This is a genomic window from Pseudomonas sp. AM8, assembly GCF_036346475.1.
Classification (GTDB): domain Bacteria; phylum Pseudomonadota; class Gammaproteobacteria; order Pseudomonadales; family Pseudomonadaceae; genus Aquipseudomonas; species Aquipseudomonas marginalis.
Map to the genome: position 1 here is coordinate 532,571 of NZ_JAOTNX010000001.1, position 24,304 is coordinate 556,874.

General features: G+C 59.0%; 26 protein-coding genes. 20 read left to right on the forward strand and 6 right to left on the reverse strand.

Annotation, left to right across the window (positions count from 1 at the left end; all coding sequences use genetic code 11):
• Positions 1–56 precede the first annotated feature (56 nt).
• From V3W40_RS02675 to fdxA, 12 genes are all read left to right on the forward strand, one after another.
• Positions 57–410, forward strand: a complete 354-nt coding sequence (locus V3W40_RS02675) for a four helix bundle protein (RefSeq protein WP_330214392.1) — start codon at positions 57–59, stop codon at positions 408–410.
• A 212-nt stretch (positions 411–622) separates the two neighbouring features.
• The gene (locus V3W40_RS02680) at positions 623–1,780 is read left to right on the forward strand and encodes an RNA-directed DNA polymerase (RefSeq protein ID WP_330214393.1); all 1,158 of its coding nucleotides are present in this window, start codon (positions 623–625) and stop codon (positions 1,778–1,780) included.
• Positions 1,781–1,802: 22 nt separating this feature from the next.
• On the forward strand, positions 1,803–3,527 hold the full coding sequence (locus tag V3W40_RS02685; protein WP_330214394.1) for a DNA cytosine methyltransferase: 1,725 nt from the start codon (positions 1,803–1,805) through the stop codon (positions 3,525–3,527).
• A gap of 46 nt (positions 3,528–3,573) precedes the next feature.
• Entirely contained in the window at positions 3,574–3,948 is a 375-nt protein-coding gene (locus V3W40_RS02690; RefSeq protein ID WP_330214395.1) for a DUF1937 family protein, read from the forward strand.
• Between the two features lie 90 nt (positions 3,949–4,038).
• Positions 4,039–4,467: a hypothetical protein gene (locus tag V3W40_RS02695; protein WP_330214396.1), complete on the forward strand. Its 429-nt coding sequence runs from the start codon at positions 4,039–4,041 to the stop codon at positions 4,465–4,467.
• A gap of 17 nt (positions 4,468–4,484) precedes the next feature.
• Positions 4,485–5,033, forward strand: a complete 549-nt coding sequence (locus tag V3W40_RS02700) for a hypothetical protein (RefSeq protein WP_442962818.1) — start codon at positions 4,485–4,487, stop codon at positions 5,031–5,033.
• A gap of 49 nt (positions 5,034–5,082) precedes the next feature.
• Positions 5,083–5,259 carry a DUF551 domain-containing protein gene (locus V3W40_RS02705; RefSeq protein WP_177000349.1) on the forward strand — a complete coding sequence of 59 codons (177 nt, stop codon included), beginning with the start codon at positions 5,083–5,085 and terminating at the stop codon, positions 5,257–5,259.
• A 51-nt stretch (positions 5,260–5,310) separates the two neighbouring features.
• Positions 5,311–6,270: a hypothetical protein gene (locus V3W40_RS02710; protein WP_330214398.1), complete on the forward strand. Its 960-nt coding sequence runs from the start codon at positions 5,311–5,313 to the stop codon at positions 6,268–6,270.
• 92 nt (positions 6,271–6,362) lie between these two features.
• The gene (locus V3W40_RS02715; RefSeq protein ID WP_005785292.1) at positions 6,363–6,557 is read left to right on the forward strand and encodes a DUF4224 domain-containing protein; all 195 of its coding nucleotides are present in this window, start codon (positions 6,363–6,365) and stop codon (positions 6,555–6,557) included.
• A 10-nt stretch (positions 6,558–6,567) separates the two neighbouring features.
• The gene (locus tag V3W40_RS02720) at positions 6,568–7,557 is read left to right on the forward strand and encodes a tyrosine-type recombinase/integrase (RefSeq protein WP_330214399.1); all 990 of its coding nucleotides are present in this window, start codon (positions 6,568–6,570) and stop codon (positions 7,555–7,557) included.
• A gap of 51 nt (positions 7,558–7,608) precedes the next feature.
• Entirely contained in the window at positions 7,609–10,188 is a 2,580-nt protein-coding gene (mutS, locus tag V3W40_RS02725; RefSeq protein ID WP_330214400.1) for a DNA mismatch repair protein MutS, read from the forward strand.
• Between the two features lie 142 nt (positions 10,189–10,330).
• Positions 10,331–10,654: a ferredoxin FdxA gene (fdxA, locus tag V3W40_RS02730; RefSeq protein WP_027604581.1), complete on the forward strand. Its 324-nt coding sequence runs from the start codon at positions 10,331–10,333 to the stop codon at positions 10,652–10,654.
• A 496-nt stretch (positions 10,655–11,150) separates the two neighbouring features.
• Here fdxA and apbC read toward each other — a convergent pair whose 3' ends face one another.
• Positions 11,151–12,245: an iron-sulfur cluster carrier protein ApbC gene (apbC, locus tag V3W40_RS02735; protein WP_027604582.1), complete on the reverse strand. Its 1,095-nt coding sequence runs from the start codon at positions 12,243–12,245 to the stop codon at positions 11,151–11,153.
• A gap of 172 nt (positions 12,246–12,417) precedes the next feature.
• Here apbC and metG point away from each other — a divergent pair, with 172 nt between their 5' ends.
• The 4 genes from metG to V3W40_RS02755 all read left to right on the forward strand — a co-directional run bounded on the left by metG (position 12,418) and on the right by V3W40_RS02755 (position 16,610).
• Entirely contained in the window at positions 12,418–14,469 is a 2,052-nt protein-coding gene (gene metG / locus V3W40_RS02740) for a methionine--tRNA ligase (protein ID WP_330214401.1), read from the forward strand.
• 114 nt (positions 14,470–14,583) lie between these two features.
• Entirely contained in the window at positions 14,584–15,546 is a 963-nt protein-coding gene (gene rsxB, locus V3W40_RS02745; RefSeq protein WP_065926524.1) for an electron transport complex subunit RsxB, read from the forward strand.
• Between the two features lie 135 nt (positions 15,547–15,681).
• On the forward strand, positions 15,682–16,320 hold the full coding sequence (gene nth / locus V3W40_RS02750; protein ID WP_027604585.1) for an endonuclease III: 639 nt from the start codon (positions 15,682–15,684) through the stop codon (positions 16,318–16,320).
• A gap of 107 nt (positions 16,321–16,427) precedes the next feature.
• Positions 16,428–16,610: a PA3496 family putative envelope integrity protein gene (locus V3W40_RS02755; protein ID WP_027604586.1), complete on the forward strand. Its 183-nt coding sequence runs from the start codon at positions 16,428–16,430 to the stop codon at positions 16,608–16,610.
• A gap of 84 nt (positions 16,611–16,694) precedes the next feature.
• Here the strand turns inward: V3W40_RS02755 and V3W40_RS02760 are convergent, their stop codons facing one another.
• From V3W40_RS02760 to V3W40_RS02770, 3 genes are all read right to left on the reverse strand, one after another.
• Positions 16,695–17,327 carry a response regulator transcription factor gene (locus V3W40_RS02760; RefSeq protein ID WP_027604587.1) on the reverse strand — a complete coding sequence of 211 codons (633 nt, stop codon included), beginning with the start codon at positions 17,325–17,327 and terminating at the stop codon, positions 16,695–16,697.
• Between the two features lie 588 nt (positions 17,328–17,915).
• Positions 17,916–19,133, reverse strand: a complete 1,218-nt coding sequence (locus tag V3W40_RS02765) for an argininosuccinate synthase (protein WP_012722490.1) — start codon at positions 19,131–19,133, stop codon at positions 17,916–17,918.
• Between the two features lie 129 nt (positions 19,134–19,262).
• Positions 19,263–20,171 carry a flagellar protein MotY gene (locus tag V3W40_RS02770; protein WP_092356347.1) on the reverse strand — a complete coding sequence of 303 codons (909 nt, stop codon included), beginning with the start codon at positions 20,169–20,171 and terminating at the stop codon, positions 19,263–19,265.
• A gap of 156 nt (positions 20,172–20,327) precedes the next feature.
• Here V3W40_RS02770 and pyrC point away from each other — a divergent pair, with 156 nt between their 5' ends.
• The gene (gene pyrC / locus V3W40_RS02775) at positions 20,328–21,374 is read left to right on the forward strand and encodes a dihydroorotase (RefSeq protein WP_027604589.1); all 1,047 of its coding nucleotides are present in this window, start codon (positions 20,328–20,330) and stop codon (positions 21,372–21,374) included.
• Complete coding sequence (gene rnt / locus V3W40_RS02780) at positions 21,371–22,045, forward strand: ribonuclease T (protein WP_027604590.1); 675 nt, start codon at positions 21,371–21,373, stop codon at positions 22,043–22,045. The genes pyrC and rnt overlap by 4 nt, the downstream gene beginning before the upstream one ends.
• Positions 22,046–22,110: 65 nt before the next feature.
• Here the strand turns inward: rnt and V3W40_RS02785 are convergent, their stop codons facing one another.
• Positions 22,111–22,713, reverse strand: a complete 603-nt coding sequence (locus tag V3W40_RS02785; protein ID WP_003172097.1) for a peroxiredoxin — start codon at positions 22,711–22,713, stop codon at positions 22,111–22,113.
• Between the two features lie 244 nt (positions 22,714–22,957).
• On the opposite strand from V3W40_RS02785, the gene V3W40_RS02790 reads away from it, so the two are divergent.
• Positions 22,958–23,176, forward strand: coding sequence for a bacterioferritin-associated ferredoxin (locus tag V3W40_RS02790; protein ID WP_074844072.1), 219 nt, complete (start codon positions 22,958–22,960; stop codon positions 23,174–23,176).
• 201 nt (positions 23,177–23,377) lie between these two features.
• On the forward strand, positions 23,378–23,848 hold the full coding sequence (gene bfr / locus V3W40_RS02795; protein WP_012722487.1) for a bacterioferritin: 471 nt from the start codon (positions 23,378–23,380) through the stop codon (positions 23,846–23,848).
• A gap of 66 nt (positions 23,849–23,914) precedes the next feature.
• On the opposite strand, the gene grxD is transcribed toward bfr, so the two are convergent.
• Positions 23,915–24,253: a Grx4 family monothiol glutaredoxin gene (gene grxD, locus V3W40_RS02800; protein ID WP_027604591.1), complete on the reverse strand. Its 339-nt coding sequence runs from the start codon at positions 24,251–24,253 to the stop codon at positions 23,915–23,917.
• Positions 24,254–24,304: the final 51 nt, after the last annotated feature.

A 24,304-nucleotide genomic window follows, 5' to 3' on the forward strand; every position in this document is an offset into this window, starting at 1 on the left:
CATTCAATTCTTCATTCATGGGTGCGATAGCACCCTTGCTTTTCAGGAGGCCAGGGATGGCACTGCATACGGATTTGGAAATCCACAAGGTGGCCGAGGAGTTGCTCGGCGCGGCAATCGCACTTGTTCGAAACATTCCTCGAGACCTTAAGCAGGTTATGGGATCAAAGATCAGGGACGAGTGCCTGCATGTGTTGGTACTGATAGGTCGCGCCAATATGACCCGCGAGAAGCTGCCACATCTCAACCTTCTCTTGGAAAGTATCTGGATGATCAATCACTTGCTGAGAGCCCTTACAAATATGGGGCTAATCAGCAAAGGCCAGCACGGAAAAGTAATGAAGATGACGGCCTCAGTTGGCCGACAGGCAAATGCCTGGAAGAAGTCCGCAACCGCGCCCGCTGCTTGAGGGTCAAGGCCCTCTTGCCTGTGCGCCAAATCTGGTCGAGCCGCTGACCTCTGGGTCACCGCCATGCGCACAACAGAAACCGCCGGTCTAAAGCGTCCGAGTAGGTCTCGCGCAGTTTCCAAGCTGATCGGCACTGCCTTCGGTTTGGCGATGTAGATAGCTCGACAGGTCGCAGCGCTCCGCCAACAACGCCTACAACATGGACTTTGAAGATGGCTGGCTCAACAACAACGACAAGAACAACGAGCGGCTCGCGCGCCCTGTCCGCAGATTTAAGTGTTGCCCCCTTCCAGTTCGAGGATCTCGTCCAGGCTTACTACGACTGCCGGCGCAACAAGCGGAATTCCGCAAGCGCCCGGCTGTTCGAGAAGGACATGGAGCTCAACTTGCTGGAGTTACACGACGACCTGATTGCCGGCACTTACCGGCCAGGCCGATCTATTTGTTTCGTTGTCACCAGGCCGAAAGCCCGCGAAGTGTGGGCGGCAGCCTTTCGGGACCGCGTCGTCCACCACCTCATGTACAACCATGTGGCACCGCGCTTCTACGCCAGCTTCATAGCGGACAGTTGCGCATGCATTCCAGGGCGCGGCACGCTGTACGCCGCTACCCGCCTCGAGTCGAAGATCCGCAGCGCCAGCGAGAACTGGTCGAAGCCAGTCTTCTACCTCAAGTGCGACCTGGCTAACTTCTTTGTCGCCATCGATAAGGCGGTGCTGCGCAAGCAGCTGGAGGCCAGGATCACCGAGGCCTGGTGGCTGGCCCTGGCCACGCAGATCCTCATGCACGACCCGCGCGAGGATTACGAGACACGCAGCCCGGCGCACTTGTTCAACCGGGTACCGCAGCACAAGCGTCTGGTAGCGCAGCCTGCCCGCCTCGGCCTGCCGATCGGCAACCTGTCCTCGCAGTTCTTCGCCAACATCTACCTCGATGCCCTGGACCAGTTCGCAAAGCACACGCTGCGCGCCAGGCACTACATACGGTACGTCGATGACTTCGTGTTCCTGCATGAGTCGCCGCAGCAGCTCAACCAGTGGCTGGCAGAGGTCGAAGCGTTCTTGCCCAGGCTCGGCGCCAAGCTCAACCCCACGAAGACGATCCTGCAGCCCGTGGATCGCGGCGTCGACTTCGTTGGCCACGTCATCAAGCCGTGGCGGCGAACCACCCGCAAGCGGTCACTGGCCCAGGCACTGAAGCGCACCGCCGCGGCACCGGCCGAGGATCTGCGCGAGACAGCCAACAGTTACTTCGGCCTGCTCAGCCAGGCCAGCCATAGCCACGCGGAACGGGCAGGACTCGCCCGCGTCGTGCTGAAGCGCGGTAACAGCGTCAACGCCGCGCTCACCAAGACCTTTCAGAAGAAGTAACCCCAACCCCATAGGAGGCCGCATGAACGTGACATACGGAAGCGTTTGCAGCGGCATCGAAGCCGCGACCCAAGCCTGGCACCCGCTGGGCATGCGCGCCGCCTGGTTCGCTGAAATTGAGCCGTTCCCCTCGGCGGTCCTGGCCCACCACTACCCGGACGTGCCAAACCACGGCGACATGACAAAGCTGGCCGCCCTGGTGCTGGCAGGCAAGATCCCGGCGCCGGACGTGCTGGTCGGCGGCACCCCGTGCCAGGCCTTCTCGGTCGCCGGTATGCGGGAAGGCCTCACCGACCCGCGCGGCGCCCTCACCATCAAATACGTGGAGCTTGCAGATGCAGTTGACTATGTTCGCGCCGGCCAGCGAAAGCCCGCCAGCGTTATCGTCTGGGAGAACGTCCCCGGCGTCCTCAGCGACAAAGGGAACGCCTTCGGATGCTTTCTTGGCGCGCTTGCTGGGGAAGACTGCGAGCTGCAGCCTCCAGGGAAAAAATGGCAGGACGCTGGTTGTGTGTATGGACCCAAAAGAACAATCGCGTGGCGGGTCCTGGACGCCCAATATTTCGGCCTGGCCCAACGACGCCGTCGTGTGTTCGTTGTCGCAAGTGCTCGAGACGGGTTCGATCCCACCGAGGTACTTTTTGAGCGAGAAAGCGTGCGCCGGGATACTGCGCCGCGCCGAGGCCAGGGGCAGGACGTTACCGGAACAGCTCCTTTCGGCCCTGCGCTCCAGTGCGGAGAAGGATGTGAGTACGTCTTTCCAGAGCAGTTAGGCGCTTATGGCTGCCCTAGCTGCGAAGGCGACTTCGGACCGGCGGTGTCGATGTTCGGCGGCATACCTGCCTTCGGCGCCGGGCGCATGTCCGGCTCTATCGAGAAGTCCGGTACCCTCACCCACCATGAGGGCCGCAACGACCTGGACAGCGAGACGTTCTTTGTTCAGCCAGATGTCATCGGTGCCTTCACAAGTAACGCATGCAGTGGTGGCTCAGGCGGAAGACCGGAGGGCGCAGCGGCAGGTCACTTTCTTGCGGTCGCCGGCGCGCTGCGCAGCACAGATGGCGGCGCCGATGTCGACCACGCCCAGGCAGGACACTTGATCGCAGGCACACTTAACGCCAACGGCAAGGCGACTGGCAGCGCGACCAGTCAGGACGCTGAATCTGGCCTGTTGGTGGTGCATGGCACTCAAGACCCCTGTTTCAGCGACAAGCTCGCCTTTGCCCTGGGCAGGAACAACGGCCAGGAAAATGCGGTGTTGGCTTTCTCCTGCAAGGATCACGGCGCTGACGCTGGGGAGATCGCCCCCACCCTGCGCGCCATGAATCACTCAGGCAGCCATGCCAACGCTGGCGGCCAGGTGGCCGTGTGCATCACTGGAGAAATCACGCACACACTGAAAGCTGAAGGGTTCGACGGCAGCGAGGACGGCACCGGGCGCGGCCAACCGATTGTGTCGGTCCTGCGCGGGATCAGCGACTACGGTCAGGGCCTCCCATCCCTTCGTCAAAGCTCCGGCGACGCTGGGGGTGGTAGCGAGGCCTTAGTCTCGTCGAGCAGTGTCAGGCGTCTCACTCCGCGCGAGTGCGAACGCCTCCAGGGCTTCCCTGACGACTACACGCGCATACCTTGGCGCGGAAGGGTTTTGGGTTTGTGCCCAGACGGCCCCCGCTACAAGGCGATCGGCAACAGCAAGGCCGTCACAGTGGTTCGCTGGATCGGCCGGCGACTTCTGCAACAACTCTGAACTCCCCCACTCCACCGCCCGGGCATGGTCCGGCAAGGAAATTCTTGTGTCCGCCAAACAGAAAATACTAGTCGTCTATGTGGCTGGGCCCTACCGCGCCGCAACCCGCGAGCTAATCGCCGAGAACATTCTTGAGGCCAGGTCGGTCGCCGTCGCCACCGCACGCCTTGGCTGGTTCCCGCTCTGCCCCCACACCAACACCGCGCACTTCGATGACGACCTGCCCGGTCAAGATCAGTTCTTCCTCGACGGCACTCTGGCGCTGATGGAGCGTTGCGACGCGGTAGTCCTGGTCAATGGCTGGCGTTACAGCGCCGGGACCCTGGGCGAGGTCCACCGCGCGCGCGAGCTGGGAATGCCGATCTTCGCCTGCCTGGAGGATTTGCCGAGCGCCGAAGAGTTCGCCGCCGCTCAGGCCTGAAATCAGAAAAGAGCACATCCGTACTCTTCACGAAAAACCTGTAACCCCTCCCCCTTCAAAGTCAGCCGCTATAGCGGCAAGGACGAAGTCATGCCTGAAGAAAAGATTACGTTCGTCAACAGCGAGCCTGCCAAGTGCGGCTGCAAGATGGAGTTCAGCTCTGGCGGTGGGTACTACTCCGACGTGGTTTACGTCACTCCCTGTGAGGCGCACAGCGCTAGCAAGTCGTTCGGGCCGGTCGAGGTGAAGCGCGATGCAGACGGCTGGTGGTATCACCCGGACATTCCGGATTTTGGCGGCGGCGAAGACCCTGCACCCTACATCGCCTGGACGAAGGAGCAAGGCCTTGAGCTGAAAGGCTGGCACTCGGGTGACGAGATCGACGATCTACCTGACGAGGATGCCGCGTGCACTGCCTGGAATCCCGAATCGCCAGGCCCTGAGTGGTTCCTGATGGGGATATTCGACACGGATGACGGCCCCTATGTTCAGTGGGCACGCCGGGAGGTGGCGCCGTGAGCATCATCGACGACGTAATGACCGACAAGATCACCCTGCACGGCCTGGGCTTTGTGCAGGTCCAGCTGGAAGGAAATCAGCGCCTGCATGTCTGGCACCCCGAGCTTCCCCGGCGGGCCTGCTTCAAAGATTCAGCGATCCATGACCACCGTTTTGACTTCGTGTCGCGCGTCCTGATTGGCGTGCAGCACAACCTTGAGTACCGCTTCGACCCCTCAGCGGGCGGTGGATTCATGCTCTACCTGCATGAGGGCGCACGCACAGCTTGCGGTGGACGTCCATGGTTACCGGATGGCCGAGGCCATATGGTTGAGATCGACAGCTACCACATCAGTGCTGGCTGCACCTACGATCAGAAGGCCTACCACTTTCATCGGACTGAGCCGGGTGGCGATGGAAAGGTCGCAACGATCATGCAGAAGCTCGGCGAATATTCACGCGGTGCGCATTCAAGCTGCCTGGTTGGCGTGAAGCCTGATGACGAATTCGACCGTTACCAGTGGTCACCGTCCCAACTCTGGGAAATTGTCGCCGACGTGATGCTCGGCCAGCGGGTGACGCCATGATCGCCACCCTCTGGTTCGCCTACGTCTTCATCTACAAGGGGCCAAGGCCATGAGCGGGTGGATTGAAGTTAGCGACCGCCTTCCTGATGAGGATGCTGATGTCCTTTGCTCCGACGGCATCGACATATTCATTGCCTCCCAACACAACAGCTTCTTCACTGGTGAGTTTCACGACCTTCTTTACGTGACCCATTGGCAAGCACTGCCAGCGCCGCCGAAGCCATAACCCCAATCCCCCTACATGCCTGCCGGTGAACGGCGGGCGAGGTATTCCTGCATGTTCGAAATAATCAAAGCCTGGTTTTCCCGCAATGTTTTCAGGGCCAATCCATGGCAAGACAAGTTCGTGATCCTCAACTTCATCGACCTCTACTACAAGGGCCAGCGTGACAGCATATTCGGCATCGCCATCGACTCCGGCGACAACGGCGACTACCCAGGAAACAAGCTGATCATCCACGTCTGGAAGTATTCAGCCTGGATCAAAATTCCCAACATCATCAAGCCTTGGGCGCAGAAGCACACATTCACTACATTGAGCCCGGAAGCTACAGCGCGACGGCTTGAACAGTTTGGTCATCTCGACTACTTCGAGTATCACGCTCGAAAGTACGGGTTCCGCCTACAGACCCGAGGAATACATACAAATTTTGGGCCCAGCACAATGGACTCGCAATCTGAAAAGTCTCGGTACTTTTCATTCCCTTGGCGCGAATTCGATCTGGTCCTGAATGCGCTGTGTGACGCAAACGGCGTTGAGCATATCGAGAAGAGCAAAGGTGTTCGCCTTGGCTACAAGGAAGCTCAGGCCATAAAAGACACAATGCCCCGCTATGTATTTTTGCTTAAGGACTATGACGGCCAGGAAATACGAGCCTATTGCCATATGGAGAAGCGCGTTTACCGAATCGGTACCGGCTGGGTGAAAAAGTACTTCGGTGCGCTGCGCCCTACGCGAACTTTCGTTGAGCTGGATATCGCTTTTGACGGCGAGACAGGCCCAGAAAAGGGGTCGTGGAAAGGCGGGACCATCGGTACCGGCAGCCGCGCGGAGAAAGGCGACAAGCACGACGCCCAGTACCTGATCGAGAAGTACTGCGCCGGAACGCATCGCGCCAAAGGCTCCCACTACCAGATGACCTTTGTCCGTCGCGAGCCTGATGCTCCATACACCAACGAGACTTACCGAAAGGCTTCGGCTGAACGCCGCGGCGAAGCTTACGTGCCGATCGCATAACTCTCCCCCAGCTTCTGCCGCCCAGCGCGGCAAGGACACCAAATTAAATTGATCAAGACAGCGCGGCCCGGCAAGGGCAGCGGGAGGTAGGTATGTTTTTGACAGCAGAGGAAGTTGCCGACCTGACCGGATATAAAAAGCCAGGGGCACAGATAAAGTGGCTGACCGCCGAACGATACGGGTTCGCGGTAGGTGGTGATGGGCACCCAAAGGTGCTGCGCCAAGTTGTCATTGGGCGGCTGGGTGGTATTCAATCAAGGAAGGGGCCGGAGTTGCGGCTGTGCTGAGGTGAGATAGATGCGACCGCGCAAGAAGGACCGGCACCTGCCGGCGTGCATGTACCAGAAGCACGGCGCGTACTACTTGGTCCGCAAGGGCAAGTGGTTGCGCCTCGGCACTGAGTTTCAGGCGTCTCTCGCCGAATACGCCATGCTGCTGGACAAGCGCAGCCTGGGCGGGATGCCCAAACTGATCGACGACGCACTCGAGCACATGCGCACCAGGACGAAGCCGGCACTGAAACCGAACACGCTCAAGCAATACGAGGCGGCGGCCGAGCGATTGAAGGAAAACTTCGCCGACTTCGAGCCGCGCGAGGTGCTTCAGCGGCACGTCGTCGCGCTCAAGCTGCACATGGCGGACACGCCGAACATGTCGAACCGGGTGATCTCGGTACTGCGGGCGGTGTTCACCTATGCCCTAGAGCAGCAGATTGTCGATTCGAATCCGTGCATCGGCGTGCGGCGACACCTTGAGCACAAGCGTGACAGGTACATCACCCACGGCGAGTTCCAGGCGATCTGCGCCAACTCAAGCGACAACATGCGCGTCATCTATGAGATGTGCTACCTGACCGGCCAGCGTATCGGTGACGTCCTGGCCATCCGGTTGGCCGACATCAGCCCCGAGGGCATAGCCTTCAAACAGGAGAAGACGAATGCGAGGCTGCTGGTGCAGATGACGCCAGACCTGGAGGACCTGGTGGCCCGGGCAAAGGCGCTCCCACGGAAGATCCGCGGGCTCACTTTGTTCTGTTCGCCGCGTGGCGGAAAACCGGTGCACTACAGTTCGGTTAAAGATGCGTTTGCGACCAGTTGCAAGAAGGCCGGCGTCGAAGATGCCAGTCTCCACGACCTGCGCGCGAAGTCGCTTTCCGACACCGATGACCAGGGCAACGACGCTCAAAAGCTGGGTGGCCACACCGACGCCAAGATGACGCAACGTTATCTGCGCCTGCGCAAAATCAACGTAGGCCTGCCGCCAACAATGCCTAAAAAATCCCTGTAGTATTAGACAGATGTGAATTGTCAAATAGACAGGTAGAGCCGAAAGCCCCGTATGACAGACCTTTCAAGTCACACTCCAATGATGCAGCAGTACTGGCGCCTGAAAAACCAGCACCCTGATCAGTTGATGTTCTATCGCATGGGCGACTTCTACGAGATCTTCTATGAAGACGCGAAGAAGGCCGCCAAGTTGCTGGACATCACCTTGACCGCGCGCGGGCAGTCGGCGGGGCAGTCGATTCCGATGTGCGGGATCCCTTATCACTCGCTGGAGGGTTACCTGGTCAAGCTGGTGAAGCTGGGCGAATCGGTGGTGATCTGCGAGCAGATCGGCGATCCGGCCACCAGCAAGGGCCCGGTGGAACGCCAGGTGGTGCGCATTATTACGCCGGGGACGGTGAGTGATGAGGCGCTGCTGGATGAGCGTCGCGATAACCTGATCGCCGCGGTGCTGGGCGATGAGCGCTTGTTCGGGCTTTCGGTACTGGATATCACCAGCGGCAATTTCAGCGTGCTGGAGATCAAGGGCTGGGAAAACCTGCTGGCGGAGCTGGAGCGCATCAACCCGGTGGAGTTGTTGATCCCGGATGATTGGCCGAAGGATCTGCCTGCGGAAAAACGCCGTGGGACCAAGCGTCGTGCACCGTGGGATTTCGAGCGTGACTCGGCGCTGAAAAGTCTATGCCAGCAGTTCTCGGTGCAGGACCTTAAAGGCTTCGGCTGCGAAACCCTGACCCTGGCCATCGGCGCTGCGGGTTGCCTGCTCAGCTATGCCAAGGAAACCCAACGCACCGCGCTGCCGCACCTGCGCAGCCTGCGCCACGAGCGCCTGGAGGATACCGTGGTGCTCGATGGCGCGAGCCGTCGCAACCTGGAACTGGACACCAACCTGTCCGGCGGGCGCGATAACACCCTGCAATCGGTGGTCGACCGCTGCCAAACCGCCATGGGCAGCCGTCTGTTGACCCGCTGGTTGAACCGTCCGTTGCGGGATTTGACGGTGCTGCAGGCGCGCCAGACGTCGATTACCTGCCTGCTGGACGGCTATCGCTTTGAAAAGCTGCAGCCGCAGCTGAAGGAAATCGGCGACATCGAGCGCATCCTGGCGCGGATCGGCCTGCGCAATGCGCGACCCCGTGACCTGGCGCGTCTGCGCGATGCCCTCAGCGCCCTGCCGCAACTGCAAGTGGCAATGACCGAACTGGATACGCCGCACCTGCAACAGCTCGCCGTAACGGCCGGTACCTACCCGGAACTGGCAGCGCTGTTGGAAAAGGCCATTATCGACAACCCGCCGGCGATCATCCGTGACGGCGGCGTGCTCAAGACCGGCTACGACAGCGAACTGGACGAACTGCAGTCCCTGAGCGAAAACGCCGGGCAGTTCCTGATCGACCTGGAAGCCCGCGAAAAAGCTCGCACCGGCCTGGCCAACCTGAAGGTGGGCTACAACCGCGTGCATGGCTACTTTATCGAGTTGCCGAGTAAGCAGGCCGAGTCGGCGCCCATCGACTATCAACGCCGCCAAACACTCAAAGGTGCCGAGCGTTTTATCACCCCGGAGCTGAAGGAGTTTGAAGACAAGGCGCTGTCGGCCAAGAGCCGTGCCCTGGCCCGGGAAAAGATGCTCTACGAGGCGTTGCTGGAAGACTTGATCAGCCAGTTGGCGCCGCTGCAGGACACCGCCGCCGCCCTGGCGGAGCTGGATGTGCTGAGCAACCTCGCCGAACGGGCGCTGAATCTCGACCTGAACTGCCCGCGGTTTGTCAGCGAGCCGTGCATGCGCATCGTGCAGGGGCGCCACCCGGTGGTGGAGCAGGTGCTGACCACGCCGTTCGTCGCCAACGACCTGTCGCTGGACGATGATACGCGCATGTTGGTGATCACCGGTCCGAATATGGGTGGTAAATCCACCTATATGCGTCAAACCGCGTTGATCGTACTGCTGGCGCATATCGGCAGTTTTGTGCCGGCAGCCAGTTGCGAGCTGTCCCTGGTGGATCGCATCTTCACCCGGATCGGCTCCAGCGATGACCTGGCCGGTGGCCGTTCGACCTTTATGGTGGAAATGAGCGAGACCGCGAATATCCTGCACAACGCCACCGAGCGCAGCCTGGTGCTGATGGACGAAGTGGGTCGCGGCACCAGTACGTTTGACGGCCTGTCCCTGGCATGGGCGGCGGCCGAACGGTTGGCGCATCTGCGTGCCTATACGCTATTTGCCACCCACTACTTCGAACTGACGGTGCTGCCGGAAAGCGAGCCGCTGGTGGCCAACGTGCATCTGAATGCCACCGAGCACAACGAGCGCATCGTATTCCTGCACCACGTGCTGCCAGGGCCGGCCAGCCAGAGTTACGGGCTGGCCGTGGCGCAATTGGCCGGCGTGCCGAACGACGTGATCACCCGTGCCCGCGAGCACCTCAGCCGCCTGGAAACCACGGCCCTGCCCCATGAAACCGTGGTGGCCAGCCCTGCCAAGGCCAGCCGCAAACCTGCTGCGCCGCACCAGAGCGATATGTTCGCCAGCCTGCCCCATCCGGTGCTGGATGAATTGGCAAAGCTTGACCTGGACGACTTGACGCCGCGAAAAGCGCTGGAAATGTTATATGCACTGAAGACTCGGATATAACGCTCACGCTTGCAAGCTGATAGACTCTCGCGCGGTTTGGGATGCTGCTGGCTCTTAGCCTGGCCTGCAGACTATCGCTCCCGAACCTCGCGAGCCCTACCACAAAGGGTTTCGCTGCCGCCGCCTGAGGAGAGAATTAGAAATGACCTTCGTCGTCACCGACAACTGCATCAAGTGCAAGTACACCGACTGCGTAGAAGTGTGTCCGGTGGACTGCTTCTACGAAGGCCCGAACTTCCTGGTCATCCACCCGGACGAGTGCATTGACTGCGCCCTGTGTGAACCTGAATGCCCGGCCGTCGCCATTTTCTCCGAGGACGAAGTCCCGGCGGGCATGGAACAGTTCATTCAGTTGAACGTTGAATTGGCTGAAATCTGGCCAAACATCACCGAGAAGAAAGACTCGTTGCCGGATGCCGCCGAATGGGATGGCAAACCCAACAAGATTGAGCAACTAGAGCGCTAAAAGCGCCGCTGCCCAACAAAAAAAGGCCCTTCAAGGGCCTTTTTTGCGTTCCGGGGAACGCATTCACTTTTCTATAGACGAAAAAAGGGGCGGTATGACCCGCCCACATTTTTTCCCTAGTCCCTGTGTTCCTTTTCATCATCCTGATGAATCGCATCCTGCGACGTTCCTTCAACCATCGTTCCTTGATGGCTGTGTCAATCCGTGGACACAGGGCTGATGTTAGAGAGTTCCGAGGGAAGTTCAACGGGATCCAAACTTGGCACTGACAGTTTCCAGCGCCCAGACAAAGATAAATAATTGTTATATTTCAATTAGATAGAAAACTCCCTCAAGGATTAGAGACGCACACCCCCGGCAAAAAAACCAAACACTTACGAGAAAGTAAGCGAATGCTTACGCGCGCCATTGCGTAAAAGCGTAAAAGAAACCCATTGACCGATGTCCAGGCAAGAAAAAGCCCCGACAAGTCGAGGCTTCTTGTCCTTCAGCGAGTTCAGTCGTCGCTGACCGTAATGGTCGGCATTGCCGGGGCCGCCGCTTCCTGCAGGACGATCCGGGCGCCCACATGGCGAGCCAATTCCTGGTAGATCATGGCGATCTGGCCATCGGGCTCTGCCGCTACGGTGGGCTTGCCGCCGTCGGCCTGTTCACGAATGCCCATCGACAATGGCAACGAGGCCAGTAGTTCAACGCCGTACTGGGTCGCCAGCTTCTCGCCACCGCCTTCACCAAACAGATGCTCTGCGTGGCCGCAGTTGGAGCAGATGTGCACCGCCATGTTCTCCACCACACCCAGCACCGGAATGTTGACCTTGCGGAACATCTCCACGCCCTTCCTGGCGTCCAGCAACGCCAGGTCCTGGGGCGTGGTCACGATCACCGAGCCGGCCACCGGGACTTTCTGTGCCAGGGTCAGTTGGATATCGCCGGTGCCTGGCGGCATGTCGATCACCAGGTAATCCAGGTCGCCCCAGGCGGTCTGGGTGACCAACTGCAGCAACGCGCCGGACACCATCGGCCCGCGCCACACCATCGGCGTGTTGTCATCGGTCAGGAACGCCATGGACATGACCTCCACGCCCATGGACTCGATCGGCACGAACCACTTCTGGTCCTTGACCTTCGGCCGCGTGCCTTCGGCGATGCCGAACATCACGCCCTGGCTCGGGCCGTAGATATCGGCGTCGAGAATACCCACGCGCGCGCCTTCACGGGCCAGGGCCAGGGCCAGGTTGGCTGCGGTGGTGGATTTGCCCACGCCGCCCTTGCCGGAAGCGACTGCCACCACGTTCTTGACGTTGGCCAGGCCCGGGATCTGCGCCTGGGCCTTGTGCGGAGCGATCACGCACTGGATGTCGACCTTGGCGGCACGCACGCCGTCGAGGCCCTCGATGGCCATTTGCAGCATCTGCGCCCAACCGCTCTTGAACAGGCCGGCGGCATAACCTAGCTCCAGTTGGACCGAGACCTGGTCACCCTGGACCTCGATGGCGCGTACACAGCCGGCGCTGACCGGATCCTGGTTCAAATAGGGGTCGGTGTACTGGCGAAGAACGGCTTCCACCGCTGCGCGATTGACGGCGCTCATGGGCAACTCCCGAAAAAAGACTGACTGAAACAGGCGGCTATCCTAACCGTTCCAGCCGCGTTACGGCATGCTTTCGCAGGTGCGGAAGATTCTGAAACAGCACCACGGGGTGAAATAAATTTCCCGGCGCTTTATAGTGGCCGACCTCCGTTTCATCAAGTAGCCGAGCCCCATGTCCGAGCCACGCAAGATCCTCGTCACCAGCGCCCTGCCCTATGCCAATGGTTCCATCCATCTTGGCCATATGCTTGAGTACATCCAGACCGATATGTGGGTGCGCTTCCAGAAGCATCGCGGCAATCAATGCATCTATGTCTGCGCGGACGACGCCCACGGTTCGGCCATCATGCTGCGCGCCGAAAAGGAAGGCATCACCCCGGAACAACTGATCGCCAATGTGCAGGCTGAACACAGCGCCGACTTTGCCGAGTTCCTGGTGGATTTCGACAATTTCCACTCGACCCACTCCGCCGAAAACCGCGAGCTGTCGAGCCAGATCTACCTGCGCTTGAAGGACGCCGGGCACATTGCCACGCGCTCGATCACGCAGTATTTCGACCCGGAAAAGAAAATGTTCCTGGCCGACCGCTTCATCAAGGGCACCTGCCCGAAATGCGGCACTGAAGACCAGTACGGCGACAACTGCGAGAAGTGCGGTGCCACCTACGCACCGACTGACCTGAAGAACCCGCGCTCGGCTATCTCCGGCGCCATCCCGGTACTCAAGGATTCCCAGCACTTCTTCTTCAAGCTTCCGGATTTCCAGCAGATGCTGCAAACCTGGACCCGCAGCGGCACCCTGCAGGACGCCGTGGCCAACAAGATCGCCGAATGGCTGGATGCAGGCCTGCAACAGTGGGATATCTCCCGCGATGCGCCGTACTTCGGCTTCGAGATCCCTGGCGAGCCCGGCAAATACTTCTACGTGTGGCTGGACGCGCCGATCGGCTACATGGCCAGCTTCAAGAACCTCTGCGACCGTACGCCGGAGCTGGACTTCGATGCGTTCTGGGGCAAGGACTCCACCGCCGAGCTGTACCACTTCATCGGCAAGGACATCGTCAACTTCCACGCCCTGTTCTGGCCAGCGATGCTCGAAGGTTCGGGCTACCGCAAGCCAACCGGTATCGCCGTACACGGCTACCTGACGGTCAACGGCCAGAAGATGTCCAAGTCCCGTGGCACCTTTATCAAGGCACGCACCTACCTGGACCACCTGTCGCCGGAATACCTGCGCTACTACTACGCCTCCAAGCTGGGCCGTGGCGTCGACGACCTGGACCTGAACCTGGAAGACTTCGTCCAGAAGGTCAACTCGGACCTGGTCGGCAAGGTGGTCAACATCGCCAGCCGCTGCGCCGGTTTTATCCACAAGGGCAACGCCGGCCTGCTGGTGGCCGAGAACGCCGCGCCGGAACTGACCGACGCGTTCCTGGCTGCCGCGCCAAGCATCGCCGACGCCTATGAAGCCCGTGACTTTGCCCGTGCCATGCGCGAGATCATGGGCCTGGCCGACCGCGCCAACGCCTGGATCGCCGACAAGGCGCCATGGTCGCTGAACAAGCAGGAAGGCAAGCAGGCTGAGGTCCAGGCGATCTGCGCCACCGGCGTCAACCTGTTCCGCCAGTTGGTGATCTTCCTCAAGCCCGTGCTGCCATTGCTGGCCGCCGACGCCGAGGCGTTCCTCAATGTCGCCCCGCTCACCTGGAACGACCACGCCACGTTGCTCAGCAACCATCAGTTGAATGAATTCAAGCCTCTGATGACCCGGATCGACCCCGTCAAGGTCCAGGCCATGACCGACGCCTCGAAAGAAGACCTGGCCGCCAGCCAGACCGATACCGGCGAATCGAAACCGGCCGGTAACGGCGAGCTGACCAAGGACCCGCTTTCCCCGGAAATCGACTTTGACGCTTTTGCTGCCGTGGACCTGCGCGTGGCACTGATCATCAAGGCCGAAGCCGTGGAAGGGGCCGACAAACTGCTGCGCCTGACCCTGGATATTGGTGACGAACAACGCAACGTGTTCTCCGGAATCAAGAGCGCCTATCCGGACCCGTCCAAGCTCAATGGTCGCCTGACCATGATGATTGCCAACCTCAAGCCGCGAAAAATGAAGTTCGGTATCTCCGAAGGCATGGTGATGGCGGCGGGCCCTGGCGGCGAAGAGATCTACCTGCTGAGCCCTGACAGCGGCGCCAAGCCGGGTCAACGTATCAAGTAAGCGCTGCAAAACAGCCCTGTCGTTTCGGCGACGGGGCTTTTCAACTAGTCCCCCCTTCTCGCTTGCCGGATAATCAAACCCTGTTTGTTCAACCGGCACGCCAATGATCACTCCATGAATCTGATTCAACGTATCGACGCGCTGCTGCCGCAGACACAATGCGGCAAGTGTGGGCACCCGGGCTGCAAGCCTTACGCCGAGGGTATCGCCCGGGGCGAGGCAATCAACAAATGCCCACCCGGAGGACAGGAGACGATCACCGGCCTCGCGCTATTACTGCGTGTACCCATTCTGGAGCTGGATACCAGCCGTGGCGACGCCCCGGCCCAGGTCGCCTACATCCGCGAGGCCGAGTGCATCGGCTGCACCAAATGCATCCAGGCCTGCCCGGTGGACGCGATTGTCGGCGCCGCCAAGTTGATGCACACCGTTATCATCGATGAGTGCACCGGTTGCGACCTGTGCGTCGCGCCCTGCCCCGTCGACTGCATTGAGTTACGCCCACTGGTCACAGGGCTGCCGATCGTCGGCGGCCTGGCAGCGAACGAAAACGAACGCCGTGAACGAGATTTCAAGCGCGACCGTGCCCGGCAACGCTTTGAACAACGCAATGCGCGCCTGCAACGGGAAGAAGAGCACAGGATTGCCCAACGTGTGGCGCGGCCTCAGCGTTCAGCACCAACTCCCCCTTTGCCACTTGACGCAGCGCGAGCCGCCCAGGATGCGGAGGTGAAAAAAGCCAAGATCAATGTGGCCATGAGCCGCGCCCAATTGCACAAATCCTTGCAGGCTTTTGGGCACCCGCCGACCTTTGAACAACAATCCCAACTGATCGCCCTGCAACAGCAGTTCGAGGCAGCGGAGCAGGCGTTGGCAGCCCTGGGCCAGCATCACACACCCGCGACACCGCTGCCTGCCGTCAACAACGCCGACCTCAAGCGCGCCAAAATCCAATTGGCGATGCGCCGGGCCGAGTTGAAGAAAGCCCTCGACCAACAGGCGGATCCGCAACAATTAGCCGACGCGCAACACAAGCTCGATGATGCGCAGCGCCAAGTAGACGCCCATGGCACATGACTGATAATCCTGGGGGTTGTTACAGTCCATCGCCGACACCACATTGATATCGTCGGGTTGTCCTGCTCGCAGGACTCCAGGCCTGGACCCACTATTCGAAACTACGCTGACTGCCCGAAAGGAACCTTCCGCCCCATGAACGCCGCAAAACGCCTGGAAATTTTTCGCAGGCTTCACGAAGACAATCCGGAACCCAAGACCGAACTGGCCTACTCCTCGCCGTTCGAGTTACTGATTGCAGTGATCCTGTCGGCCCAATCCACGGACGTCGGCGTCAACAAGGCCACGGCCAGGCTGTATCCCGTGGCAAACACGCCAGAGGCGATTTACGCCCTGGGCGTGGACGGGTTATCGGAGTACATCAAGACCATCGGCCTCTACAACAGCAAGGCCAAGAATGTCATCGAGACCTGCCGCTTGCTGATAGAACGGCACAATAGCGAAGTGCCAGAAACCCGCGAAGCACTGGAAGCCCTGCCGGGGGTGGGCCGTAAAACCGCTAACGTGGTGCTCAACACCGCATTCAGGCAACTCACCATGGCCGTGGATACCCATATTTTTCGGGTCAGTAATCGAACCGGAATAGCCCGCGGCAAGAACGTGGTCGAAGTGGAAAAGCAGCTCATGAAGTTCGTGCCCAAACCGTACCTGCTTGACTCCCACCATTGGCTGATCCTGCACGGACGCTATGTTTGCCAGGCCCGCAAGCCGCGCTGCGGCAGCTGCCGCATTGAAGACCTGTGCGAATACAAGGACAAGACGTCGGACGATTGAGGGTTCATTGGTTTTCTCGATCAGTCGATTGAAAAAATCTTTTTTACCCATTCATGGATTATCGTTATAAGGAGCGCCAACGGCAGTCTTACTCCGGAGTTAACGTTATGAGCACTGACAAAGAACAGTTGGATGTGGAAGACGACCTCGTTGAATCGGAGGACGATGGCGTGGAAGCACCTGTGGCGGAGGTCGCCAAGACCAATCTGAGCAAACGCCGTACTATCGACAACCTTCTGGAAGAACGACGCTTGCAAAAACAACTGGCCGACTACGACTTCGACCTCTGATCAAGCGGTCGACGGCCGGAAGCCTCCCTGTCGGAGGCTTTTTTCTGCCGGTTGTGCGGCCTATGCGCAGTGCTGTGCCCTCACCTATACCAAGCCGTTACGCTGGGCCAGCTCGATCAAGTCCACGAGAGAGCGGGCATTGAGCTTGAGCAGCAGACGAGTCTTGTAGGTGCTGACGGTCTTGTTGCTGAGAAACATACCGTCGGCAATCTCCTTGTTGGTCCTGCCCCGGGCCAACTGCTGCAACACCATCATCTCCCGGCCGGACAGACGCTCGACCATATCGGCCTCACTGGCATTGCCCATGGTGGAGCGTACCGAGTTGAGTGCCTGGTTTGGGAAATAGCTGTAGCCCGACAACACCGCCTTGATCGCGCTGAGCAATTCAGTCAGGTCCTGTTGCTTGCACACATAGCCAGCAGCACCCGCCTGCATGCAACGCATCGAAAAGTGACCTGGAGCCTGGGAGGTGAGCACCAGGACCTTGAACGGGACAGCCTGCTTGGTAGACGAAAGTCGGCAAATAACTTCCAGGCCATCGAGCTTGGGAATCCCAATATCCAGTATGACAATGTCCGGCATATGCTCCCGCGCAAGTTGCAACGCATCGACACCGTTATTGGTCTCTGCAACGACCTCATAACCATGACGCTCCATTAGCATACGCACAGCAAGACGAATGACGGGATGATCATCTACGATCAGCACTTTATTCATGAGAAAGTCCAATTTCGCTGTTCGAATTATTTAGAGCAAACACAATAGCCTAGTCGTTTCCTAGTTGGCATAGCGTTCCCCCCCGAGCAACAGCAAGCAGAGACCCAACCCACAGAGATAAAGGAAACGCCCTACAAAAAAACACCGATACAGATGTTTCCAGTTTTATGAGGCCCTTCAGAACTTTCCGGGACCTCACATATTTTGAGTGAAATTTCCAGCCCCCCCAGGGGATAAGGTAAACGTGCCGCACGCAACTATCAGGAAATGCCCCTTGCCTGTCGACTGCAGGTAGCGGAGCTGGCAGAGAAAAATCGGTAGTTTCAGTTCCATTTAACATATTTACTTACATCCTTATTTCCTACAGAATTTTTGGCTTCTTACATACTCCTCGCACCTACATGAGTGAATTATCTGTAAGACTGGTTCCTACACAAATGATAAAAAACATTCCCCCGACAAAAAACCAGCGTCCCCATCATCAAAAACACTGATTAAACAAGTTTAAAGAAAGTGGACTTAATCAAGAATTCAAGACAAAAAAATGGCCCCTTGAACAAGGGGCCATTTTTACAACCGGCTTGACACTCAGAACAACGAACGACCTTTGTTGGCAGCAATGCGCATGCGTAATGCATTCAACTTGATAAAGCCCGCTGCGTCGGCCTGGTTGTAGGCGCCGCCATCTTCTTCGAAAGTGGCGATGTTGGCGTCGAACAGCGAGTCATCCGACTTACGGCCGGTAACGATCACATTGCCCTTGTACAACTTCAGACGCACAACGCCATTCACGTGGGCCTGGGAAGCATCGATCATCTGTTGCAGCATCAGACGCTCAGGGCTCCACCAGTAGCCGGTATAGATCAGGCTGGCGTACTTGGGCATCAGCTCGTCTTTGAGGTGAGCCACTTCACGGTCCAGGGTGATGGACTCGATGGCGCGGTGGGCACGCAGCATGATGGTGCCGCCCGGGGTTTCGTAGCAGCCACGGGACTTCATGCCCACATAGCGGTTCTCGACGATGTCGAGGCGACCGATGCCGTGTTCGCCACCGATACGGTTCAGCGTCGCCAATACGGTGGCCGGGGTCATTTCGACGCCGTCCAGCGCGACGATGTCGCCATTACGGTAGGTCAGTTCCAGGTATTGCGGCTTGTCTGGAGCGTTCTCCGGGGAGACGGTCCATTTCCACATGTCTTCTTCGTGCTCGGTCCAGGTGTCTTCCAGCACGCCGCCTTCATAGGAGATGTGCAGCAGGTTGGCGTCCATCGAGTACGGGGACTTTTTCTTGCCATGACGCTCGATCGGGATCGCGTGCTTTTCAGCGTAATCCATCAGCTTTTCACGGGACAGCAGGTCCCATTCACGCCAGGGGGCAATCACTTTCACGCCGGGCTTGAGCGCGTAGGCACCCAGTTCGAAACGCACCTGGTCGTTGCCCTTGCCGGTGGCGCCATGGGAAATGGCATCAGCGCCGGTTTCGTTGGCGATTTCGATCAGGCGCTTGGCGATCAGCGGACGTGCGATGGAAGTACCCAGCAGGTACTCGCCTTCGTAGACAGTGTTGGCGCGAAACATCGGGAAGACGAAATCGCGGACGAATTCTTCGCGCAGGTCGTCAATGTAGATCTCTTTCACGCCCATGGCTTGCGCCTTGGCACGTGCAGGTTCGACCTCTTCGCCCTGACCCAGGTCAGCGGTGAAGGTCACCACTTCACAGTTATAAGTATCCTGCAGCCACTTGAGGATCACCGAAGTGTCCAGGCCGCCGGAATACGCGAGAACGACCTTGTTTACGTCGGCCATGCCATCACTCCACGGGGTTGTACGGAAAGGCGTCGATTCTACCGATCAAAACCGTGGATTTACAGGGGCGCGACAGCAAATGAAGATAAAGCGACAGATTATGTCGAGCGAGCGACCGATGGTCGCACTTCAGGAGGTGTGTGCCGGGTTGCTCGGCCCCGTGGCCTGGGGGGCCGGTTTCTCAGGGGCAGCCACGCGTTCGAGCTGAATATTCACACGGCGGTTACGGGCCCGGTTGGCGGCAGTGGTGTTGGGCGCCAAGGGGTAGCTTTCACCATGGAACCGCAGGGTGATCTGAGACTCAGGAATACCGTTGGCCTTGAAGTAGTCCATCACCGCCAGCGCACGACGGCGTGAAACATCACGGTTGCTCAGGCGATTGCCGCTGTTGTCCGAGTGGCCGTTCAATTCGATATGGTTGACGGTAGGGTCCGCCTTCATGAATTCGAGAATCACCGCCAGCTTCTGCTTTGCCGCAGCGTCCAGCTCGATGCCGCCACCGGGGAAGCCCACTTCGGTCTGCTTGACCTGATCGTAATTCATCGGCAGCAACTTGGCGGTGCACAGTTGATAGTCGCTGTAGGCCTTGTTGAATTTCACCGGCAGCAGGCGAATCTCCGAATAGCCACCCTCACGTCCATAGTGCCGCACAGTGGGCGAGCGTCCATCGAGCAAACCGTTGAAGAGACGCCCGGCCTGGGCCTGAGAGCTGTTGAACAGCACATCACCGCTACCGGCACGTACGGCGCCGAGATTGATGTCACCCCGACCGGGCTGCCAGGGGGCTGCGGCGGCCAATAAGGTGGCCGACCCTGCGCCCAGCGACCCGTTATAGGCTTTCAGACGAAACGTCGCCTGCTCGCCGGCCCGGCGCACGAACTCACCCGAACCGAAGTCGGTGATCGGTTGGCTCAGGCGGCACTCGAACTTGTCCCCCTCTACCTTCCACTCAATATTCTCCAGACGTGTCTGGAACGTGAGGGCCATAGCAGGCAGGCTGGCGAACACACTGAGCAGGGCTAGATAATGCTGGCGCACGGGAGGCTCCACTGGTTTCTACAACACTTCAAAGCGTCATACATCGATAAGGCATACGAAAGGCTATCGGATGCATCCTGCAAAACTTGATAGCGAGTGCCTGCAAGAGTCTTTTCCGGTAGCATTCCCACCAGATTGACCCGCCTGGAATCCCCAATGTCCGACCGCCTGACCCTGCTGCGTCCCGACGACTGGCATATTCATCTTCGCGATGGTGCTGCGTTGCCCCAAACCGTGGCCGATGTAGCGCGTACGTTTGGCCGCGCCATCATCATGCCTAACCTGGTACCACCGGTGCGTAATGCCGCCGAAGCCGACGCCTATCGCCAGCGCATCCTCGCTGCACGGCCGGCCGGCAGCCGCTTCGAACCGTTGATGGTGCTCTACCTCACCGACCGTACCCAGCCCGAAGAAATTCGCCAGGCCAAGGCCAGCGGTTTCGTGCACGCCGCCAAGCTGTACCCGGCCGGTGCGACCACCAACTCCGATTCCGGCGTGACCAGCATCGACAAGATCCTGCCGGCCATCGAAGCCATGGCCGAAGTCGGCATGCCGCTGCTGATCCACGGTGAAGTCACCCGTGGCGACGTGGACGTGTTCGATCGCGAGAAAATCTTCATCGACGAGCACATGCGCCGCGTGGTCGAGCTGTTCCCGACCCTCAAGGTGGTGTTCGAGCACATCACCACGGCCGATGCCGTGCAGTTCGTCACCGAGGCCTCGGCCAACGTCGGCGCAACCATCACCGCCCATCACCTGCTGTACAACCGCAACCACATGCTGGTGGGCGGGATTCGGCCGCACTTCTATTGCCTGCCGATCCTCAAGCGCAACACCCACCAGGTGGCCTTGCTGGATGCCGCGACCAGCGGTAATCCGAAGTTCTTCCTCGGCACCGACTCTGCGCCCCACGCCCAGCACGCCAAGGAAGCCGCGTGCGGTTGTGCCGGTTGCTACACCGCGTTTGCCGCCATCGAGTTGTATGCCGAAGCGTTCGAACAGCGCAACGCCCTGGATAAACTCGAAGGTTTCGCCAGCCTCAATGGCCCGCGATTCTATGGCCTGCCGGCGAATACCGACCGTATCACCCTGGTCCGTGAAGACTGGACTGCCCCCGCCAGCCTGCCATTTGGCGAGCTGACCGTTATCCCGCTGCGCGCCGGTGAAACACTGCGCTGGCGCCTGCTGGAGGAAAGCAAGTGAGTGAAGACCATTACGATGACGACCAGGAACACGGTGGCGGTGGTGGTTCGCGCCACCCGATGGCCGAACGTTTCCGCGGCTACCTGCCTGTCGTTGTCGACGTAGAAACCGGCGGCTTCAATTGCGCCACCGATGCACTGCTGGAAATCGCCGCAACCACTATCGGCATGGACGAACAGGGCTTTGTGTATCCGGAGCACACCCACTTCTTCCGCGTCGAGCCGTTTGAAGGTGCCAATATCGAAGCGGCAGCCCTGGAGTTTACCGGGATCAAGCTGGATCACCCCCTGCGCATGGCCGTCAGCGAAGAGGCGGCACTCACCGATATCTTCCGTGGCGTACGCAAGGCCTTGAAGGCCAACGGCTGCAAGCGCGCGATCCTGGTCGGGCATAACAGCAGCTTCGACCTGGGCTTCCTCAACGCCGCCGTGACGCGGCTGGACATGAAGCGCAATCCGTTCCACCCGTTCTCCAGTTTCGACACCGCCACCCTTGCTGGCCTGGCCTATGGCCAGACCGTCTTGGCCAAGGCCTGCCAGGCGGCCGGCATCGACTTCGACGGTCGCGAAGCCCACTCGGCCCGCTACGACACCGAGAAGACCGCCGAGCTGTTCTGCGGCATCGTCAACCGCTGGAAGCAGATGGGCGGCTGGGAAGACTTCGGCGACTGAGGTCAAATCCCGCGCATGAAAAAACCGGCCTTCTCAGGCCGGTTTTTTTGTCCCGCGAATCCGGCTTACAGCTTGCCAGCGTTCTCGGTCAGGTAAGCCGCAACGCCTTCAGGCGAAGCGTTCATGCCTTTGTCGCCTTTTTTCCAGTTGGCAGGGCAGACTTCGCCGTGCTCTTCGTGGAATTGCAGGGCGTCGACCAGGCGGATCAGCTCTTCCATGTTACGGCCCAGCGGCAGGTCGTTGATGATCTGGGAGCGCACAACGCCCTTGTCATCGATCAGGAACGCGCCACGGAAAGCCACGCCACCTTCGGACTCAACGTCGTAGGCCTTGGCGATGTCGTGCTTCATGTCGGCAGCCATGGTGTATTTGACTTTGCCGATGCCGCCATCGTTGATGGCCGTGTTGCGCCAGGCGTTGTGGGTGAAATGGGAGTCGATGGAAACGGCAACCACTTCAACGTTACGCGCCTTGAAATCGTCCATGCGGTGGTCCAGAGCGATCAGCTCCGAAGGGCAGACGAAGGTGAAGTCCAGCGGGTAGAAGAACACCAGGCCGTATTTGCCTTTGATGGCTTCAGACAGTTTGAAGCTGTCAACGATTTCGCCATTGCCGAGCACGGCAGGTACGTCGAAATCCGGGGCTTGTTTGCCGACGAGTACGCTCATTGGGTATCTCCTGATGTAAGGGTGACGATTGAAGTAAAAGGACCGGCCTTGAGTCTGCCGCATTCAAGCGACAGCCCTGTGACGCAGTCACGCTTCGTGAAGACCGACCATCATACACTGAAAAAACCGTTCGTCAGCGTGAGGGCGGTGCAGGCCAATACCCTACGAATCTACTTTGACAATCATTCTCGTTAACATTAAGATCCATCGCACTTAAGCCTTAAACCCGCGACGGTTCTCCCTTATGTATGTGTGCCTGTGTACCGGCGTCACCGACGGACAAATCCGCGAAGCAATCTATGAAGGTTGCTGCAGCTACAAGGAAGTGCGTGAAACCACCGGCGTTGCCAGTCAATGTGGTAAATGTGCTTGCCTCGCCAAGCAAGTGGTACGGGAAACCCTGACGCAGCTGCAAACAGCACAGGCCGCTGTTCCCTACTCAGCAGAATTTACACACGCCTAAATAGGCGTGTTTTGAAGAACCGGACCGAGTGTCCGGTTTTTTTATGCCTGTAATTCAATTAGTTAGCGCTAAGACGCGGAACACAAACATTCTTATTCCGATTAATTTTCATTTATTATTCAATAACTTAGGTTTGACACTAGGGTTTTCGCCGCTCAAACTCCGCCTTATACACAGCTACTACAGGGCAGGACCCCAGTCATGAAAGGCGACATCTCAGTCATCCAGCAACTCAACAAAATCCTTGCCAATGAACTGGTCGCGATCAATCAGTACTTCCTGCATGCGCGCATGTACGACGATTGGGGCCTGGAAAAGCTTGGCAAGCGTGAATACAAAGAATCCATCAAGGCCATGAAGGACGCCGACGCGCTGATCAAGCGCATCCTGTTCCTCGAAGGCCTGCCGAACGTACAGGACCTGGGCAAGCTGAACATCGGCGAGCACACCCAGGAAATGATCAGCAGCGACCTGGGCTTTGAACGCAAGAGCCACAGCGACCTCAAGGCCGCCATTGCACATTGCGAGACCAAGGGCGACTTCGGCAGCCGCGAACTGCTGGAAGACATCCTGGAAGACCAGGAAGAACATATCGACTGGCTGGAAACCCAACTGGGCCTGATCGATAAAGTCAGCCTGGAAAACTACCTGCAATCGCAGATGGGCGAATAATCCCGTCGCTAGGTACAAAAAAGCCCCGCTCTCTCACGAGAAGCGGGGCTTTTTATTACAGGCGAATCAAGCGTCGGTCTTAGCCGCCGCGTTTGCTGCTGCATCTTTGATCAACGCCTGCAACGAACCATCAGCTGCCATTTCGGTGATGATATCGCTACCGCCGACCAGCTCGCCGGCTACCCACAGTTGCGGGAAGGTAGGCCAGTTGGCGTACTTCGGCAGGTTGGCGCGGATTTCCGGGTTTTGCAGGATATCCACGTAAGCGAACTTCTCGCCACACTGCATAACAGCCTGGGAAGCCTTCGCGGAGAAACCGCACTGAGGAGCGTTAGGTGCGCCCTTCATGTAAAGCAGAATGGTGTTGTTGGCAATCTGCTCTTTGATCGTTTCGATGATATCCATGGAACACCTCGGCTGGAACTTTGCGACTCACAGGTCGGCACGGTGGCGCAT